We start from the raw sequence: 19,134 nt of genomic DNA, 5'->3' as shown, positions 1-19,134 counted from the left end.
GAAAAGTTTTAGCGGACCAAGCCGCACGTCAACGTTGGTACGATTGGTCACGTTGACCACGGCAAGACGACGCTGACGGCAGCGATCACGACGGTGCTGACGAAGAAGTTCGGCGGCGAAGCGAAGGCTTACGACCAGATCGACGCGGCACCGGAAGAAAAGGCGCGCGGTATCACGATCAACACGGCACACGTCGAGTACGAAACGGCTAACCGCCACTACGCACACGTCGACTGCCCGGGCCACGCTGACTATGTGAAGAACATGATCACGGGCGCGGCACAGATGGACGGCGCGATCCTGGTTTGCTCGGCAGCAGACGGCCCGATGCCGCAAACGCGTGAGCACATCCTGCTGGCACGTCAGGTTGGCGTTCCGTACATCATCGTGTTCCTGAACAAGTGCGACATGGTGGACGACGCTGAACTGCTCGAGCTGGTCGAGATGGAAGTTCGCGAACTCCTGTCGAAGTACGACTTCCCGGGCGACGACACGCCGATCGTGAAGGGTTCGGCCAAGCTGGCGCTGGAAGGCGACACGGGCGAGCTGGGCGAAGTGGCGATCATGAGCCTGGCCGACGCGCTGGACACGTACATCCCGACGCCGGAGCGTGCAGTTGACGGCGCGTTCCTGATGCCGGTGGAAGACGTGTTCTCGATCTCGGGCCGTGGTACGGTGGTGACGGGTCGTGTCGAGCGCGGCATCGTGAAGGTCGGCGAAGAAATCGAAATCGTCGGTATCAAGCCGACGGTGAAGACGACCTGCACGGGCGTTGAAATGTTCCGCAAGCTGCTGGACCAAGGTCAGGCAGGCGACAACGTCGGTATCCTGCTGCGCGGCACGAAGCGTGAAGACGTGGAGCGTGGCCAGGTTCTGGCGAAGCCGGGTTCGATCACGCCGCACACGCACTTCACGGCTGAAGTGTACGTGCTGAGCAAGGACGAAGGCGGCCGTCACACGCCGTTCTTCAACAACTACCGTCCGCAGTTCTACTTCCGTACGACGGACGTGACGGGCTCGATCGAGCTGCCGAAGGACAAGGAAATGGTGATGCCGGGCGACAACGTGTCGATCACGGTGAAGCTGATCGCTCCGATCGCGATGGAAGAAGGTCTGCGCTTCGCAATCCGCGAAGGCGGCCGTACCGTCGGCGCCGGCGTCGTCGCCAAGATCATCGAGTAAGCCAGTTATTCGTTGATCGACAGTTTTGGGGCTGGCAACAGCCAGCCCCAGCATGGTTTAGGGGTATAGCTCAACTGGCAGAGCGTCGGTCTCCAAAACCGAAGGTTGGGGGTTCGATTCCCTCTGCCCCTGCCAAAAATCGCCACGTGTCCCACGTGGCATTTGTTTTAAGGTGTTATGGCGAATCCATCCGTCGAAACTGTAAATACCTCCGGCGATAAGCTGATGCTGGCCCTGGGCGTATTGCTGGTCTTGGCCGGATTCGTGGGCTTCTTCTGGCTGGCCAACCAGCAGTGGTATGTCCGCGGTGCCGCATTGGCGGTAGGTATCATCGCCGGCGTGGCCGTCGGCCTGATGTCCGCACCTGGCAAGAGCCTCATCGCGTTTGCCAAGGATTCGTACAAGGAAGTCCGCAAGGTCGTTTGGCCCACCCGCAAGGAAGCAACGCAAACCACACTCGTCGTGTTCGGTTTCGTGCTCGTGATGGCGATTTTCCTCTGGTTGAGTGACAAATCGATCGAATGGGTGATTTTCTCGGCGATTCTGGGTTGGAAATGATATGAGCGATACTCCGGCATCCCCGAGCGGAAAGCGTTGGTACGTCGTGCACGCCTACTCCGGTATGGAGAAGAGCGTGCAGCGTGCGCTTCAGGAGCGCATCGAACGTGCTGGCATGCAGGATAAATTCGGTCAGATCCTGGTTCCGACCGAAGAAGTGGTCGAAGTCAAAGGTGGCCACAAGGCAGTAACCGAGCGTCGTTTCTTCCCCGGCTACGTGCTGGTGGAAATGGAAATGACGGACGAAACGTGGCACCTCGTGAAGAACACGGCGAAGGTCACGGGTTTCGTCGGCGGTGCGCGTAACCGCCCGACTCCGATTTCCCCGAAGGAAGTCGAAAAGATCATGTCGCAGATGCAGGAAGGCGTCGAGAAGCCGCGCCCGAAGACCCTGTTCGAAGTTGGCGAGATGGTGCGTGTCAAGGAAGGCCCGTTCACGGACTTCAACGGCACGGTCGAAGAAGTCAACTACGAAAAATCGCGCGTGCGTGTGTCGGTCACGATCTTTGGCCGATCCACTCCGGTCGAACTCGAGTTCGGCCAGGTCGAAAAAGTTTGATCCCGATTCGGTGGGCAGCCTCGGCTGCCCACCTTCGCGCTTACGGTCCGCGTTATGGCCGTTGAGGAGCGTCAGTAGCCAGCGGCGAACGCGCGTTATCACTCACCGAACGCCGTCTGGCGTTCCAACGAGGTTTACAAATGGCAAAGAAGATTGTCGGCTTTATCAAGCTGCAGATTCCTGCAGGTAAAGCCAACCCGTCGCCGCCGGTCGGTCCGGCACTGGGCCAGCGCGGCCTGAACATCATGGAGTTCTGCAAGGCGTTCAACGCGCAGACTCAAGGCATGGAGCCGGGTCTGCCGGTGCCGGTGGTCATCACGGCATACGCTGACAAGAGCTTCACGTTCGTGATGAAGACGCCGCCGGCAACCGTCCTGATCAAGAAGGCGGCGAAGGTGGACAAGGGCTCGAGCAAGCCGCACACCGACAAGGTCGGTTCGATCACGCGCGCTCAAGCCGAAGAAATCGCGAAGACCAAGATGCCGGACCTTACGGCAGCTGATCTGGACGCAGCCGTTCGCACCATCGCTGGTAGCGCACGCTCGATGGGCATCACTGTGGAGGGCGTGTAAATGGCTAAGATCTCCAAGCGCCGTCAGGCATTTGCCGCCAAGGTCGACCGTCAGAAGCTGTACGCGATCGAAGACGCACTGGCACTCGTGAAAGAATGCGCGAGCGCGAAGTTCAACGAATCGATCGACGTCGCAGTCCAGCTCGGCATCGATGCGAAGAAGTCGGACCAGGTCGTTCGTGGTTCGGTCGTTCTGCCGGCAGGTACGGGCAAGTCGGTTCGCGTTGCCGTGTTCGCGCAAGGCGAGAAGGCCGAGCAGGCTCGTGCAGCAGGCGCGGAAATCGTCGGTATGGAAGACCTGGCTGAGCAGATCAAGGCTGGCCAGATGGACTTCGACATCGTGATCGCTTCGCCGGACACGATGCGTATCGTCGGTACGCTCGGTCAGATCCTCGGCCCGCGCGGCCTGATGCCGAACCCGAAGGTTGGTACGGTCACGCCGGACGTCGCAACCGCCGTCAAGAACGCGAAGGCTGGTCAGGTGCAATTCCGTGTCGACAAGGCCGGTATCATCCACGCGACCATCGGCCGTGCATCGTTCGAATCGACTGCACTGCGTTCGAACCTGTCGGCGCTGATCGAAGCGCTGCAGAAGGCGAAGCCGGCAACGAGCAAGGGCGTCTACCTGCGCAAGATCGCACTGTCGAGCACGATGGGCGTCGGCGTGCGTGTCGACCAGGCTACGCTGGCAGCGTAAGAAAGTATTCGGGCCGCTTCGTTCGCGAAGCGGTCTACATGGGCTTTGGGCGGTTGTTCGTGCAGTTGGGCGGGCAACCGGTTATCAAAGACCGTTGGTGGGACGCAGCAGGCAGGCGATCCCTTAATTCAAGCCAACGCAGATGGCGAACCCGAAAAAGTTTTGCAGTGGTGAAGCCGCAGGTCGTGAAGCGATTCACGGCGTGAGGTGGAAATACTCCTAACGAGGTCGGACGCCGTTGTTGAACGAGGTACGTGAGGTTTCGGCCATGCCGGCCGCGCCGAACGTATCGTTTCTGGAGGCTAACCGTGCCGCTTAATAGAGAAGACAAGCAAGCCGTCGTCGCTGAGGTTTCCGCGCAAGTCGCGAAGGCCCAGACCGTTGTGCTGGCTGAGTATCGTGGAATTGCGGTTGGCGATCTGACCAAGCTGCGCGCGAAAGCGCGTGAGCAACAGGTTTACCTGCGCGTGTTGAAGAACACGCTGGCGCGTCGCGCTGTTGAAGGTACCCCGTTTGCTCCGCTGGCAGAGCAGATGACTGGTCCGCTGATCTACGGCATCTCGGAAGATGCAATTGCCGCTGCTAAGGTCGTCAACGACTTCAGCAAGAGCAATGACAAGTTGGTCATCAAGGCTGGTTCGTTCGATGGCAAGGTGATGGACAAGGCTGGCGTGCAAGCGCTGGCAAGCATCCCGAGCCGTGAAGAACTGCTCTCGAAGCTGCTGTTCGTTATGCAATCGCCTGTTTCGGGCTTCGCGCGTGCCCTGGCCGCGCTCGCCGAGAAGAAGCAAGCGGAAGCTGCGTAAGCGAACGTGCATCAGCGTTACTGATCGCTGGCTGTATCCGAATTCAATTTAGGAGTATTTCAAATGGCAATCGCAAAAGAAGACATCCTGGCAGCAGTCGAAGGGATGACCGTTCTGGAACTGAACGAACTGGTCAAGGCGTTCGAAGAGAAGTTTGGCGTGTCGGCAGCTGCAGTGGCAGTCGCTGGCCCGGCAGGCGGCGGCGCTGCTGCTGCTGCAGAAGAAAAGACCGAATTCACGGTCGTTCTGGCTGAAGCAGGCAGCAACAAGGTTGCAGTCATCAAGGCAGTTCGCGAACTGACGGGCCTGGGCCTGAAGGAAGCGAAGGACGTCGTTGACGGCGCACCGAAGGCTGTCAAGGAAGGCGTCGACAAGGCTGCTGCTGAAGAAGCCAAGAAGAAGCTGGAAGAAGCAGGCGCGAAGGTCGAAGTCAAGTAAGTTTCGACGCGCTGTGCGAAGGCTGGCGGTATTTTCACCGCCGGCCTTTTTGTGCTTTGTGGGGACGTTATTCTGGCACTCTTTTGGGAGCCCGAATAATCGGCCCCAGAAGCCAAAGAAAACCGCCGAATCGTTGTCAATGCATCGATTGGCGTTTCTCTTTGTCTTCTGAAGCGACTGCAGAAGGCAAGTTTGGTCGGGTAGCGGGCAACACAGGCATCCGCTGCCGTCAGCCAGCGGTTGGTAGCGGCCAACCACCAAGCTTCTCGGCTCGTTCAAGCCATCGGGCGGCCATCGGGTCTCAGTCGGTGAACACTCGGGTTTGAAACGTCCAGGTATCCCGCCTCGACAGCACCCGCCGTGATTCGGAGATCGTATGCAATATTCCTTCACCGAGAAGAAGCGCATTCGCAAGAGTTTCGCGAAGCGCCCCATCGTTCACCAAGTTCCGTTCTTGCTGGCCACCCAGCTTGAATCATTCAGCACGTTTCTGCAAGCCGATGTGCCTGGCGCGCAACGCAAGCCTGAAGGTTTGCAGGCCGCCTTCACATCGGTATTTCCCATTGTTTCGCACAACGGCTTCGCGCGCCTCGAGTTCGTGAGCTATGCGTTGTCCGCGCCGGCATTCAACATCAAGGAATGCCAGCAGCGTGGCCTGACGTACTGCTCCGCGCTGCGCGCGAAGGTCCGCCTCGTCATCCTCGACAAGGAATCGCCGAACAAGCCGGTCGTCAAGGAAGTGAAGGAGCAGGAAGTGTACATGGGCGAAATTCCGCTCATGACGCCGACGGGCTCGTTCGTCATCAACGGCACCGAGCGTGTCATCGTCTCGCAGCTGCACCGTTCGCCGGGCGTGTTCTTCGAACACGACAAGGGCAAGACGCACAGCTCGGGCAAGCTGCTGTTCTCGGCACGGATCATTCCGTACCGCGGCTCGTGGCTCGACTTCGAATTCGATCCGAAGGACATCCTGTACTTCCGCGTCGACCGTCGCCGCAAGATGCCGGTCACGATCCTGCTGAAGGCCATCGGCCTGACGCCGGAACAGATCCTCGCGAACTTCTTCGTGTTCGACAACTTCACGCTGATGGGCGAAGGCGCGCAACTCGAGTTCGTGCCCGAGCGCCTGCGTGGTGAAGTCGCGCGCTTCGACATCACGGATCGTGATGGCAAGGTCATCGTCCAGAAGGACAAGCGGATCAACGCGAAGCACATTCGCGATCTCGAAGCCGCGAAGACCAAGTTCATCTCGGTGCCGGAAGACTATCTGCTCGGCCGCGTGCTGGCGAAGAACGTTGTCGACGGCGACACCGGCGAAGTGATCGCGAGCGCGAACGACGAAGTCACGGAAAGCGTGCTCGAGAAGCTGCGCGAAGCGGACATCAAGGACATCCAGACGCTCTACACGAACGATCTGGACCAGGGTCCGTACATCTCGTCGACGCTGCGTGTCGACGAAACGACCGACAAGACGGCCGCGCGCATCGCGATCTACCGCATGATGCGTCCGGGCGAGCCGCCGACCGAAGAAGCGGTCGAGGCGCTGTTCAACCGTCTGTTCTACAGCGAAGAAGCGTACGACCTGTCGAAGGTCGGCCGCATGAAGTTCAACCGCCGCGTCGGCCGTGACGAGATCGTCGGCCCGATGACGCTGCAGGACGACGACATCCTCGCGACGATCAAGATCCTCGTCGAGCTGCGCAACGGCAAGGGCGAAGTGGACGACATCGACCACCTCGGCAACCGTCGCGTGCGTTGCGTCGGCGAACTGGCGGAAAACCAGTTCCGCGCGGGTCTCGTGCGTGTCGAGCGCGCGGTCAAGGAACGCCTCGGCCAGGCCGAAAGCGAAAACCTGATGCCGCACGACCTGATCAACTCGAAGCCGATTTCGTCGGCGATCCGCGAGTTCTTCGGTTCGTCGCAGCTGTCGCAGTTCATGGACCAGACCAACCCGCTGTCGGAAATCACGCACAAGCGCCGTGTTTCCGCACTGGGCCCGGGCGGTCTGACGCGCGAACGCGCAGGCTTCGAAGTCCGCGACGTGCACCCGACCCACTATGGCCGCGTGTGCCCGATCGAAACGCCGGAAGGTCCGAACATCGGTCTGATCAACTCGCTCGCACTGTACGCGCACCTGAACGAGTACGGCTTCCTCGAGACGCCGTACCGCAAGGTCGTCGACAGCAAGGTGACCGACCAGATCGACTACCTGTCGGCGATCGAGGAAGGCCGCTACATGATCGCGCAGGCGAACGCCGCGATCGACGAAAACGGCACGCTGATCGACGAACTCGTGTCGTCGCGTGAAGCCGGCGAAACGATGATGGTCACGCCGGACCGTATCCAGTACATGGACGTCGCGCCGTCGCAGATCGTGTCGGTTGCAGCTTCGCTGATCCCGTTCCTCGAGCACGACGATGCGAACCGTGCACTGATGGGTTCGAACATGCAGCGTCAGGCCGTGCCGTGTCTGCGTCCGGAAAAGCCGGTCGTCGGTACGGGCATCGAGCGCACCTGCGCGGTCGACTCGGGCACGACGGTCCAGGCGTTCCGCGGCGGCGTCGTCGACTATGTCGACGCAGGCCGTATCGTGATTCGCGTGAACGACGACGAAGCGGTCGCGGGTGAAGTCGGTGTCGACATCTACAACCTGATCAAGTACACGCGTTCGAACCAGAACACGAACATCAACCAGCGTCCGATCGTGAAGATGGGCGACAAGGTCTCGCGCGGCGACGTGCTGGCCGACGGCGCCTCGACGGACCTGGGCGAGCTCGCGCTCGGCCAGAACATGCTGATCGCGTTCATGCCGTGGAACGGCTACAACTTCGAAGACTCGATCCTGATCTCGGAGAAGGTCGTTGCGGACGATCGCTACACGTCGATCCACATCGAAGAGCTGAACGTCGTTGCACGCGACACGAAGCTCGGGCCGGAAGAAATCACGCGCGACATCTCGAACCTGGCGGAAGTCCAGCTCGGCCGTCTCGACGAATCGGGCATCGTGTACATCGGTGCTGAAGTCGAAGCCGGCGACGTGCTGGTCGGCAAGGTCACGCCGAAGGGCGAGACCCAGCTGACGCCGGAAGAGAAGCTGCTGCGCGCGATCTTCGGCGAGAAGGCTTCGGACGTGAAGGACACGTCGCTGCGCGTGCCGTCGGGCATGAGCGGCACCGTGATCGACGTCCAGGTGTTCACGCGTGAAGGCATCCAGCGCGACAAGCGCGCCCAACAGATCATCGACGACGAACTGAAGCGCTACCGTCTCGACCTGAACGACCAGCTGCGCATCGTGGAAGGCGACGCGTTCCAGCGTCTCGCACGCATGCTGGTGGGCAAGGTCGCGAACGGCGGTCCGAAGAAGCTCGCGAAGGGCACGAAGATCGACCAGGCTTACCTGGAAGACCTCGACCACTACCACTGGTTCGACATCCGCCTCGCGGACGACGAAGCAGCGGCATCGCTCGAAGCGATCAAGAACTCGATCGAAGAGAAGCGTCACCAGTTCGACCTCGCGTTCGAAGAGAAGCGCAAGAAGCTCACGCAAGGCGACGAACTGCCGCCGGGCGTGCTGAAGATGGTCAAGGTGTACCTCGCGGTCAAGCGTCGCCTGCAGCCTGGCGACAAGATGGCGGGCCGTCACGGTAACAAGGGTGTCGTGTCGAAGATCGTCCCGATCGAAGACATGCCGTACATGGCCGACGGCCGTCCGGCAGACGTCGTGCTGAACCCGCTGGGCGTTCCGTCGCGGATGAACGTGGGTCAGGTTCTGGAAGTGCACCTCGGCTGGGCCGCGAAGGGCCTCGGCTGGCGTATCGGCGAAATGCTGCAGCGTCAGGCGAAGATCGAGGAACTGCGCGTGTTCCTGACGAAGATCTACAACGAGTCGGGCCGCCAGGAAGACCTGGAAAGCTTCACCGACGACGAGATCCTCGAACTCGCGAAGAACCTGCGCGAAGGCGTGCCGTTTGCAACGCCGGTGTTCGACGGTGCGACCGAGGAAGAAATGGGCAAGATGCTCGACCTCGCGTTCCCGGACGACATCGCGGAACAGCTCGGCATGAACCCGTCGAAGAACCAGGTCCGCCTGTACGACGGCCGCACGGGTGAAATGTTCGAACGTCGCGTGACGCTCGGCTACATGCACTACCTGAAGCTGCACCACTTGGTCGACGACAAGATGCACGCACGTTCGACCGGCCCGTACTCGCTCGTCACGCAGCAGCCGCTGGGTGGTAAGGCGCAGTTCGGTGGCCAGCGTTTCGGTGAAATGGAAGTGTGGGCACTCGAAGCGTACGGCGCGTCCTACGTGCTGCAGGAAATGCTGACGGTGAAGTCGGACGACGTGACCGGCCGGACGAAGGTTTACGAGAACCTCGTCAAGGGCGATCACGTGATCGATGCAGGCATGCCGGAATCCTTCAACGTGCTCGTGAAGGAAATCCGCTCGCTCGGTATCGACATCGATCTCGACCGCAATTAATCGGACTACGGAGAGAAGGCAATGAAAGCTCTGCTCGATCTATTCAAGCAAGTCCAACAGGAAGAAGTTTTCGACGCGATCAAGATCGGTCTGGCCTCGCCGGACAAGATCCGTTCGTGGTCGTTCGGCGAAGTGAAGAAGCCGGAGACCATCAACTACCGTACGTTCAAGCCGGAACGCGATGGTCTGTTCTGCGCGAAGATCTTCGGGCCGATCAAGGACTACGAGTGCCTGTGCGGCAAGTACAAGCGCCTGAAGCACCGCGGCGTGATCTGCGAGAAGTGCGGCGTCGAAGTGACGCTGGCGAAGGTGCGTCGCGAACGGATGGGCCACATCGAGCTGGCCTCGCCGGTCGCGCACATCTGGTTCCTGAAGTCGCTGCCGTCGCGTCTGGGCATGGTGCTCGACATGACGCTGCGCGACATCGAACGCGTGCTGTACTTCGAAGCATACGTGGTGATCGAACCGGGCATGACGCCGCTGAAGGCGCGGCAGATCATGACCGAAGAGGATTACTACAACAAGGTCGAGGAATACGGCGACGAATTCCGTGCCGAGATGGGCGCGGAAGGCGTGCGTGAACTGCTGCGTGCGATCAACATCGACGAGCAGGTCGAGACGCTGCGCACCGAGCTGAAGAACACCGGCTCGGAAGCGAAGATCAAGAAGTACGCGAAGCGCCTGAAGGTCCTCGAGGCATTCCAGCGCTCGGGCATCAAGCCCGAGTGGATGATCCTCGAAGTGCTGCCGGTGCTGCCGCCGGAACTGCGTCCGCTCGTGCCGCTGGACGGCGGCCGATTCGCGACGTCGGACCTGAACGACCTGTATCGCCGCGTGATCAACCGTAACAACCGGTTGAAGCGTCTGCTCGAGCTGAAGGCACCTGAAATCATCGTCCGCAACGAAAAGCGGATGCTGCAGGAAGCCGTCGACTCGCTGCTCGACAACGGTCGTCGCGGCAAGGCGATGACGGGCGCGAACAAGCGTCCGCTGAAGTCGCTCGCCGACATGATCAAGGGCAAGGGCGGTCGTTTCCGTCAGAACCTGCTGGGCAAGCGCGTCGACTACTCGGGCCGTTCGGTCATCGTGGTCGGCCCGACGCTGAAGCTGCACCAGTGCGGTCTGCCGAAGCTGATGGCGCTCGAGCTGTTCAAGCCGTTCATCTTCAACAAGCTGGAAGTGATGGGCGTCGCGACGACCATCAAGGCTGCGAAGAAGGAAGTCGAGAACCAGACGCCGGTGGTGTGGGACATCCTCGAAGAGGTGATCCGCGAGCACCCGGTGATGCTGAACCGTGCGCCGACGCTGCACCGTCTCGGTATCCAGGCGTTCGAGCCGGTGCTGATCGAAGGCAAGGCGATTCAGCTGCACCCGCTCGTCTGCGCGGCGTTCAACGCCGACTTCGACGGTGACCAGATGGCCGTTCACGTGCCGCTGTCGCTCGAAGCGCAGATGGAAGCGCGTACGCTGATGCTGGCGTCGAACAACGTGCTGTTCCCGGCCAACGGCGATCCGTCGATCGTGCCGTCGCAGGATATCGTGCTGGGTCTGTACTACGCGACCCGCGAAGCGATCAACGGCAAGGGCGAAGGCCTGTCGTTCACCGGCGTGTCGGAAGTGATCCGCGCGTACGAGAACAAGGAAGTCGAGCTGGCCTCGCGCGTCAACGTGCGGATCACCGAAATGGTTCGCAACGAGGACACGTCGGAAGGCGCGCCGGAATTCGTGCCGAAGATCTCGCTGTACGCGACGACCGTCGGTCGCGCGATCCTGTCGGAGATCCTGCCGCACGGCCTGCCGTTCTCGGTGCTGAACAAGCCGCTGAAGAAGAAGGAAATCTCGCGCCTGATCAACACCGCATTCCGCAAGTGCGGTCTGCGTGCGACGGTCGTGTTCGCCGACCAGCTGATGCAGTCGGGTTTCCGCCTCGCGACGCGTGCCGGCATTTCGATCTGCGTGGACGACATGCTCGTGCCGCCGCAGAAGGAAACGATCGTCGGCGACGCTGCGAAGAAGGTGAAGGAGTACGACCGCCAGTACATGTCGGGTCTCGTCACCGCGCAGGAACGCTACAACAACGTGGTCGACATCTGGTCGGCAACGTCGGAAGCGGTCGGCAAGGCGATGATGGAGCAGCTGTCGACGGAGCCGGTGACGGACCGCGACGGCAACGAGACGCGCCAGGAGTCGTTCAACTCGATCTACATGATGGCCGACTCGGGCGCCCGGGGTTCGGCGGTGCAGATTCGTCAGCTGGCCGGTATGCGAGGCCTGATGGCGAAGCCGGACGGCTCGATTATCGAGACGCCGATTACCGCGAACTTCCGCGAAGGCCTGAACGTGTTGCAGTACTTCATCTCGACCCACGGCGCACGTAAGGGTCTGGCTGATACGGCACTGAAGACCGCGAACTCGGGTTACCTGACGCGTCGTCTCGTCGACGTCACGCAGGATCTGGTGGTGGTCGAGGACGATTGCGGCACGTCGAACGGCGTCGCGATGAAGGCGCTGGTCGAAGGCGGTGAAGTCGTCGAAGCGCTGCGCGACCGTATCCTCGGCCGCGTCGCGGTCGCGGACGTCGTGAACCCGGAAACGCAGGAAACGCTGTACGAATCGGGCACGCTGCTCGACGAAACGGCGGTCGAGGAAATCGAACGCCTCGGCATCGACGAAGTGCGCGTGCGCACGCCGCTGACCTGCGAAACGCGTTACGGTCTGTGCGCGGCCTGCTACGGCCGTGACCTCGGCCGCGGCTCGCTCGTGAACGTCGGCGAAGCAGTCGGCGTGATCGCGGCACAGTCGATCGGTGAGCCGGGCACGCAGCTGACGATGCGTACGTTCCACATCGGTGGTGCGGCATCGCGTGCGGCAGTGGCGTCGTCGGTCGAAGCGAAGAGCAACGGTATCGTGCGTTTCACGGCGACGATGCGTTACGTCACCAACGCGAAGGGCGAGCAGATCGTCATTTCGCGTTCGGGCGAGGCGCTGATCACCGACGATTTCGGTCGCGAGCGCGAGCGTCACAAAGTGCCGTACGGCGCGACGCTGCTGCAACTCGACGGCGCGACGATCAAGGCCGGCACGCAGCTGGCGACGTGGGACCCGATGACGCGTCCGATCATCACCGAGTACGGTGGTACGGTGAAGTTCGAGAACGTCGAGGAAGGCGTGACCGTCGCGAAGCAGATCGACGACGTGACCGGCCTGTCGACGCTGGTCGTGATCGACGTGAAGCGTCGTGGTTCGCAAGCTTCGAAGAGCGTGCGTCCGCAGGTGAAACTGCTCGACGCGAACGGCGACGAAGTGAAGATCCCGGGCACGGAGCACGCAGTGCAGATCGGCTTCCAGGTCGGCGCACTGATCACCGTGAAGGACGGCCAGCAAGTGCAGGTGGGTGAAGTGCTTGCACGTATCCCGACCGAAGCGCAGAAGACGCGTGACATTACCGGCGGTCTGCCGCGGGTGGCGGAACTGTTCGAAGCGCGTTCGCCGAAGGACGCCGGCATTCTCGCGGAAGTCACCGGTACGACGTCGTTCGGCAAGGACACGAAGGGCAAGCAGCGTCTCGTCATCACGGACCTCGAAGGCAATCAGCACGAGTTCCTGATCGCGAAGGAAAAGCAGGTCCTGGTCCACGATGCTCAGGTCGTCAACAAGGGCGAAATGATCGTGGACGGCCCGGCCGATCCGCACGACATCCTGCGTCTGCAGGGTATCGAGGCGCTGTCGCGCTACATCGTCGACGAAGTGCAGGACGTGTATCGTCTGCAGGGCGTGAAGATCAACGACAAGCACATCGAGGTGATCGTTCGCCAGATGCTGCGTCGTGTGCAGATCACCGACAACGGCGATACGCGCTTCATCCCGGGCGAACAGGTCGAGCGTTCCGACATGCTGGACGAGAACGATCGCATGATCGCCGAGGGCAAGCGCCCGGCTTCGTACGACAACGTGCTCCTCGGTATCACGAAGGCGTCGCTGTCGACCGACTCGTTCATCTCCGCGGCATCGTTCCAGGAAACGACCCGCGTGCTGACCGAAGCGGCGATCATGGGCAAGCGCGACGATCTGCGCGGCCTGAAGGAAAACGTGATCGTCGGCCGTCTGATCCCGGCCGGTACGGGTCTCGCGTTCCACAAGGCACGCAAGGCGAAGGAGATGTCCGACCGCGAGCGTTTCGACCAGATCGCAGCGGAAGAGGCATTCGACTTCGGTACGCCGAGCGCGCCGGCGGAAGAGCCGCAACACCCGGCAGCCGAATAAGCGCGGGCGGCGCGAGCCGCCTCACGCTGCCGTATTCGCTGTCATCGAAACCGCCCGGTCCGCCGGGCGGTTTTTTTTATCCGTCGTTCACGTGCATGACGGGCTTGCCGCACGGTCGCGCAGGCCCGTCATGCGCGCGCTCGAACCCTGTCCGATCGGCCAACGTTGCACGATTCGCCGCGCGCTGCGCGAGCGGGTTGTTAAAATTGCGGTCATCCTTCCGCCGTCCTCGTTCTCACTCATGTCCCGCGCCCTCGAAATCCTCGACGAAGTTTTTGGTTATTCCGCCTTTCGCGGCCAGCAGGGCGAGATCGTCGAACACGTCGCCGGCGGCGGCGATTGCCTCGTGCTGATGCCGACGGGCGGCGGCAAGTCGCTGTGCTACCAGATCCCGGCGCTGCTGCGCCGCGAGGCCGGGCAGGGCGCGGGCATCGTGGTGTCGCCGCTGATCGCGCTGATGCAGGACCAGGTCGCCGCGCTGAGCGAAGTCGGCGTGCGCGCGGCCTACCTGAACTCGACACTGTCGGGCGCCGAGGCCGCGGCGACCGAGCGCGCGTTGCGCGAGGGCGAGATCGACCTGCTGTACGTCGCGCCCGAGCGGCTGATGACGGGTCGCTTCCTCGACCTGCTCGAGCGCGCGAAGATCGGCCTGTTCGCGATCGACGAGGCGCACTGCGTGTCGCAGTGGGGGCATGACTTCCGTCCCGAATACATCCAGCTGTCGGTGCTGCACGAACGCTTCCCGTCGGTGCCGCGCATCGCGCTGACCGCCACTGCCGACGCGATCACGCGCGACGAGATCATCCATCGCCTCGCGCTCGACGACGCGCGCGTGTTCGTGTCGAGCTTCGATCGTCCGAACATCCGTTACCGTATCGTCGAGAAGGACAACGCGCGTTCGCAGCTGCTCGACTTCATCCGCGCGGAACACACGAACGCGGACGGCACGACCGACGCGGGCGTCGTCTACTGCCTGTCGCGCCGCAAGGTCGAGGAAACGGCCGAATGGCTGAAGGCTCAGGGTGTGCGCGCGCTGCCGTATCACGCGGGGATGGAGTTCGAGGTACGGCAGAAGCACCAGGAAATGTTCCAGCGCGAGGAAGGCATCGTGATGTGCGCGACGATCGCGTTCGGCATGGGCATCGACAAGCCGGATGTGCGCTTTGTCGCGCACCTCGATTTGCCGAAGAGCGTCGAGGGCTACTACCAGGAAACCGGCCGTGCGGGCCGCGACGGGATGCCGGCGAACGCGTGGATGGCGTACGGGCTCGGCGACGTCGTCCAGCAGCGCAAGATGATCGACGAGTCCGATGCGGACGACGCGCACAAGCGCGTGCAGACGTCGAAGCTCGACGCGTTGCTCGGGTTGTGCGAGACGATCTCGTGCCGGCGCGTGCGGCTCCTGAACTACTTCGGCGAGGCGAGCCAGCCGTGCGGCAACTGCGACACGTGCCTCGAACCGCCCGATTCATGGGACGCGACGCGCGAGGCGCAGATGGCGCTGTCATGCGTATTCCGCGCGCAGCGCGCGAGCGGCTTCAATTTCGGCTCGAGCCATCTGATCGAGATCCTGCGCGGCGGCCGCACGGAGAAAGTGTTGCAGCGCGGCCACGATCAGCTCAGCACGTTCGGGATCGGCGCATCGCTGTCCGAACCCGAGTGGCGCGCGATTTTCCGGCAACTCGTCGCGTACGGCTATCTCGCGGTCGACCATGGCGGCTTCGGCGCGCTGATGCTGACCGAGGCTGCGAAGCCGGTGCTGAAGAACGAGGAGAAGGTCACGCTGCGCCGCTACGTGAAGCCGCAGCGCACGCGCCAGTCGTCGAGCCGCAGCGGCACGCGCGTCGACCCGACGGCCGGCATGGGCACGCGCGAGCGCGCACGCTGGGACGCGCTGCGCGCGTGGCGCGCGGAAACCGCGAAGTCCGACGGCGTGCCGGCCTACGTGATCTTCCACGATGCGACGCTGGCCGAAATCGCGCGCAACGCGCCGGAGACGATCGACGACCTGCGCCATATCCCCGGCATGGGCGTGCGCAAGCTCGAACGCTTCGGCGACGAGATCATCGACGTCGTCGAATCGGCGTGACACAGGTGTTCCGACCCTTCCGGTAAACCGCCCGCGCGGCTGGCAAATCACGCAAGCCGTTGACTTAGTTGGTATTTCCGGAATATCATGCTGGGTTCCGGTATTCGGTGGGCCGTGTCGCGTTCGAAAGCTCGCACCCGATTCGCCGGTTCGGAAGTCAACTGTGCGTCGATTCTCGCTTTGCCCGAAATCGATGTGCAGATTTTGTTCAATTTCAGGAATAAACAATGCCAACCATCAACCAACTGGTTCGCAAAGGCCGTCAGTCGGAAACGACGAAGAGCAAGAGCCCGGCCCTGCAGGACTGCCCCCAGCGTCGCGGCGTGTGCACCCGTGTGTACACGACGACGCCGAAGAAGCCGAACTCGGCACTCCGTAAGGTCGCCAAGGTTCGTCTGACGAACGGCTTCGAAGTGATTTCGTACATCGGCGGTGAAGGCCACAACCTGCAGGAACACTCGGTTGTGCTGATCCGCGGCGGCCGTGTGAAGGACTTGCCGGGTGTGCGTTACCACATGGTTCGCGGCTCGCTGGATACCCAGGGCGTCAAGGACCGTAAGCAAGCGCGCTCGAAGTACGGCGCGAAGCGTGCAAAGGCTGCCAAGTAAGCAGTTTTTGATCAGGGATCGCCGCAGGGCGGTCAAGGCGGGAGTGCCGGATTGCCGGTGCTGTCGAGTAAGTGGTCACCCGGCCAAGCTGGTTAGTCGTGAAGATGTGATCGGGTTTGTTGGTGGCCGCGGAGCTGGAACCAGCTCCAACTGAACAAGTAAAGGAAGAATCATGCCGCGTCGTCGCGAAGTCCCCAAGCGGGAAGTGTTGCCGGATCCGAAGTTCGGCAACGTTGATGTTGCCAAGTTCATGAACATGCTGATGCTGTCCGGCAAGAAGTCGGTTGCAGAGCGCATCGTTTATGGCGCATTCGAACAAATCCAGACCAAGGGTGGCAAGGACCCGCTGGAAGTGTTCACGGTTGCGCTCAACAACGTGAAGCCGGTGGTCGAAGTGAAGAGCCGCCGCGTTGGTGGTGCCAACTATCAAGTTCCGGTCGAAGTGCGCCCGTCGCGTCGTATGGCATTGGCGATGCGCTGGCTGCGTGAGGCTGCGAAGAAGCGCAGCGAGAAGTCGATGGCTCTGCGCCTGGCAGGTGAACTCTCCGAAGCGGCCGAAGGCCGTGGCGGCGCGATGAAGAAGCGCGATGAAGTTCACCGCATGGCAGAAGCCAACCGCGCGTTCTCGCATTTCCGTTTCTAAGCGCCTGGCTGGGCTGTTTGCGGAAATAAATTCCGGGCGGGTGCGCTTTTCAGGCGCCTCGCCCGTTTGTGTTGAAGCATGATGCAGCTGAGCTGCATCATGTCATCCCAGTAGAGGATCAAAGTGGCTCGCAAGACTCCTATCGAGCGCTACCGCAATATCGGTATTAGCGCTCACATCGACGCCGGCAAAACGACGACGACCGAGCGCATTCTGTTTTACACCGGTGTGAACCACAAGATCGGTGAAGTCCACGACGGCGCAGCAACGATGGACTGGATGGAGCAGGAACAAGAGCGTGGCATCACGATCACGTCCGCTGCTACCACGGCCTTCTGGAAGGGCATGGGCGGCAACTATCCGGAACACCGCATCAACATCATCGACACCCCGGGCCACGTCGACTTCACGATCGAAGTGGAGCGTTCGATGCGCGTGCTCGACGGCGCGTGCATGGTGTACTGCGCAGTGGGCGGCGTGCAGCCGCAGTCGGAAACGGTGTGGCGCCAGGCTAACAAGTACAAGGTGCCCCGTCTCGCGTTCGTCAACAAGATGGACCGTACCGGCGCGAACTTCTTCAAGGTCTACGACCAGCTCCGTCTGCGCCTGAAGGCGAACCCGGTTCCGGTCGTGGTGCCGATCGGCTCGGAAGAAAACTTCAAGGGCGTGGTCGACCTGATCAAGATGAAGGCGATCATTTGGGACGAAGCGTCGCAAGGCACGAAGTTCGACTACGTCGACATCCCGGCCGAGCTCGCCGAGACCTGCAAGGAATGGCGCGAAAAGATGGTCGAAGTGGCTGCTGAAGCCAGCGAAGACCTGATGAACAAGTACCTGGAAGAAGGCGATCTGCCGGAAGCCGACATCGTCAAGGCGCTGCGCGACCGTACGATCGCGTGCGAAATCCAGCCGATGCTGTGCGGTACCGCGTTCAAGAACAAGGGCGTGCAGCGTATGCTCGACGCCGTGATCGACTTCCTGCCGTCGCCGGTCGACATCCCGCCGGTCAAGGGCGAGCTCGAAAACGGTGAAGAAGCAGAGCGCAAGGCGTCGGACGAAGAGAAGTTCTCGTCGCTCGCGTTCAAGATCATGACCGACCCGTTCGTCGGCCAGCTGATCTTCTTCCGTGTGTACTCGGGCGTCGTCAATTCGGGCGACACGCTGCTGAACTCGACCAAGGGCAAGAAGGAACGCCTCGGCCGGATTCTGCAGATGCACGCGAACCAGCGTGAAGAAATCAAGGAAGTCCGTGCGGGCGACATCGCTGCTGCGGTCGGCCTGAAGGAAGCGACCACGGGCGACACGCTGTGCGACCCGGCGAACCCGATCGTTCTCGAACGCATGGTGTTCCCGGAGCCGGTGATTTCGCAGGCTGTCGAGCCGAAGACCAAGGCTGACCAGGAAAAGATGGGCCTCGCGCTGAACCGTCTGGCGCAGGAAGATCCGTCGTTCCGCGTGCAGACCGACGAAGAGTCGGGCCAGACCATCATTTCGGGCATGGGCGAGCTCCACCTCGAAATTCTGGTCGACCGGATGAAGCGTGAATTCGGCGTGGAAGCGACCGTCGGCAAGCCGCAGGTTGCATACCGCGAAACGATCCGTTCGACGGCGAAGGATGTCGACGGCAAGTTCGTCAAGCAGTCGGGTGGTCGCGGCCAGTACGGTCACGCGGTCATCACGCTCGAGCCGAACGAACAAGGCAAGGGCTACGAGTTCTTCGACGAGATCAAGGGTGGTGTGATTCCGCGTGAATACATCCCGGCGGTCGACAAGGGTATCCAGGACACGCTGAAGTCGGGCGTGCTGGCTGGCTTCCCGGTCGTCGACGTCAAGGTTCACCTGACGTTCGGTTCGTACCACGACGTTGACTCGAACGAAAACGCGTTCCGCATGGCCGGTTCGATGGCGTTCAAGGAAGCGATGCGCAAGGCGAACCCGGTCGTCCTCGAGCCGATGATGGCTGTCGAAGTCGAGACGCCGGAAGACTACATGGGCAACGTGATGGGCGACCTGTCGGGCCGTCGCGGCATCGTCCAGGGCATGGAAGACATGGTTGGCGGCGGCAAGATCGTTCGCGCCGAAGTGCCGCTGTCGGAAATGTTCGGTTACTCGACGTCGCTGCGTTCGCTGACGCAAGGTCGTGCAACGTACACGATGGAGTTCAAGCACTACGCTGAAGCTCCGCGCAACGTTGCTGAAGCGATCATCAGCGCGAAGTCGAAGTAAATCTGCAGCTA

12 protein-coding genes, 1 tRNA gene and 1 pseudogene are annotated in these 19,134 nt (G+C 61.7%); all 14 read left to right on the top strand.

Translation table 11 applies throughout. The features are described from left to right. Nucleotides 1-12 precede the first annotated feature (12 nt). Nucleotides 13-1,182: pseudogene (tuf, locus tag DIE16_RS33090) on the top strand (elongation factor Tu); the annotation flags it as partial. Between the two features lie 59 nt (nucleotides 1,183-1,241). Then, a tRNA-Trp gene (locus tag DIE16_RS33085) sits at nucleotides 1,242-1,317 on the top strand. 42 nt (nucleotides 1,318-1,359) lie between these two features. Further along, the gene (gene secE, locus DIE16_RS33080; RefSeq protein WP_006482892.1) at nucleotides 1,360-1,740 is read left to right on the top strand and encodes a preprotein translocase subunit SecE; all 381 of its coding nucleotides are present in this window, start codon (nucleotides 1,360-1,362) and stop codon (nucleotides 1,738-1,740) included. Between the two features lies 1 nt (nucleotide 1,741). Beyond that, nucleotides 1,742-2,299: a transcription termination/antitermination protein NusG gene (gene nusG, locus DIE16_RS33075; RefSeq protein WP_006400672.1), complete on the top strand. Its 558-nt coding sequence runs from the start codon at nucleotides 1,742-1,744 to the stop codon at nucleotides 2,297-2,299. Between the two features lie 140 nt (nucleotides 2,300-2,439). Then, on the top strand, nucleotides 2,440-2,871 hold the full coding sequence (rplK, locus tag DIE16_RS33070) for a 50S ribosomal protein L11 (RefSeq protein ID WP_006400671.1): 432 nt from the start codon (nucleotides 2,440-2,442) through the stop codon (nucleotides 2,869-2,871). Further along, a complete protein-coding gene (gene rplA / locus DIE16_RS33065) occupies nucleotides 2,872-3,567 on the top strand; it encodes a 50S ribosomal protein L1 (protein WP_044849038.1) in 696 nt (231 codons plus the stop codon). Between the two features lie 308 nt (nucleotides 3,568-3,875). Then, complete coding sequence (gene rplJ / locus DIE16_RS33060) at nucleotides 3,876-4,373, top strand: 50S ribosomal protein L10 (protein WP_021161756.1); 498 nt, start codon at nucleotides 3,876-3,878, stop codon at nucleotides 4,371-4,373. A gap of 63 nt (nucleotides 4,374-4,436) precedes the next feature. Continuing rightward, nucleotides 4,437-4,811, top strand: coding sequence for a 50S ribosomal protein L7/L12 (gene rplL, locus DIE16_RS33055; RefSeq protein WP_021161757.1), 375 nt, complete (start codon nucleotides 4,437-4,439; stop codon nucleotides 4,809-4,811). Nucleotides 4,812-5,187: 376 nt separating this feature from the next. After that, nucleotides 5,188-9,294 (top strand): DNA-directed RNA polymerase subunit beta, encoded by a 4,107-nt coding sequence (rpoB, locus tag DIE16_RS33050; protein WP_044849037.1) that lies wholly within the window; start codon nucleotides 5,188-5,190, stop codon nucleotides 9,292-9,294. Between the two features lie 21 nt (nucleotides 9,295-9,315). Continuing rightward, nucleotides 9,316-13,557, top strand: a complete 4,242-nt coding sequence (rpoC, locus tag DIE16_RS33045; RefSeq protein WP_044849036.1) for a DNA-directed RNA polymerase subunit beta' — start codon at nucleotides 9,316-9,318, stop codon at nucleotides 13,555-13,557. A 241-nt stretch (nucleotides 13,558-13,798) separates the two neighbouring features. Next, nucleotides 13,799-15,646: a DNA helicase RecQ gene (gene recQ / locus DIE16_RS33040; protein ID WP_044849035.1), complete on the top strand. Its 1,848-nt coding sequence runs from the start codon at nucleotides 13,799-13,801 to the stop codon at nucleotides 15,644-15,646. Nucleotides 15,647-15,873: 227 nt separating this feature from the next. Then, nucleotides 15,874-16,254 (top strand): 30S ribosomal protein S12, encoded by a 381-nt coding sequence (gene rpsL / locus DIE16_RS33030; RefSeq protein ID WP_006400662.1) that lies wholly within the window; start codon nucleotides 15,874-15,876, stop codon nucleotides 16,252-16,254. 172 nt (nucleotides 16,255-16,426) lie between these two features. Then, a complete protein-coding gene (gene rpsG, locus DIE16_RS33025; RefSeq protein WP_006477195.1) occupies nucleotides 16,427-16,897 on the top strand; it encodes a 30S ribosomal protein S7 in 471 nt (156 codons plus the stop codon). 123 nt (nucleotides 16,898-17,020) lie between these two features. Then, entirely contained in the window at nucleotides 17,021-19,123 is a 2,103-nt protein-coding gene (fusA, locus tag DIE16_RS33020) for an elongation factor G (protein WP_044849034.1), read from the top strand. Nucleotides 19,124-19,134: the final 11 nt, after the last annotated feature.

The organism is Burkholderia sp. Bp9090 (assembly GCF_003857985.1).
In the GTDB taxonomy this organism is placed as follows: domain Bacteria; phylum Pseudomonadota; class Gammaproteobacteria; order Burkholderiales; family Burkholderiaceae; genus Burkholderia.
This window is presented reverse-complemented; position numbering and strand designations above follow the sequence as displayed.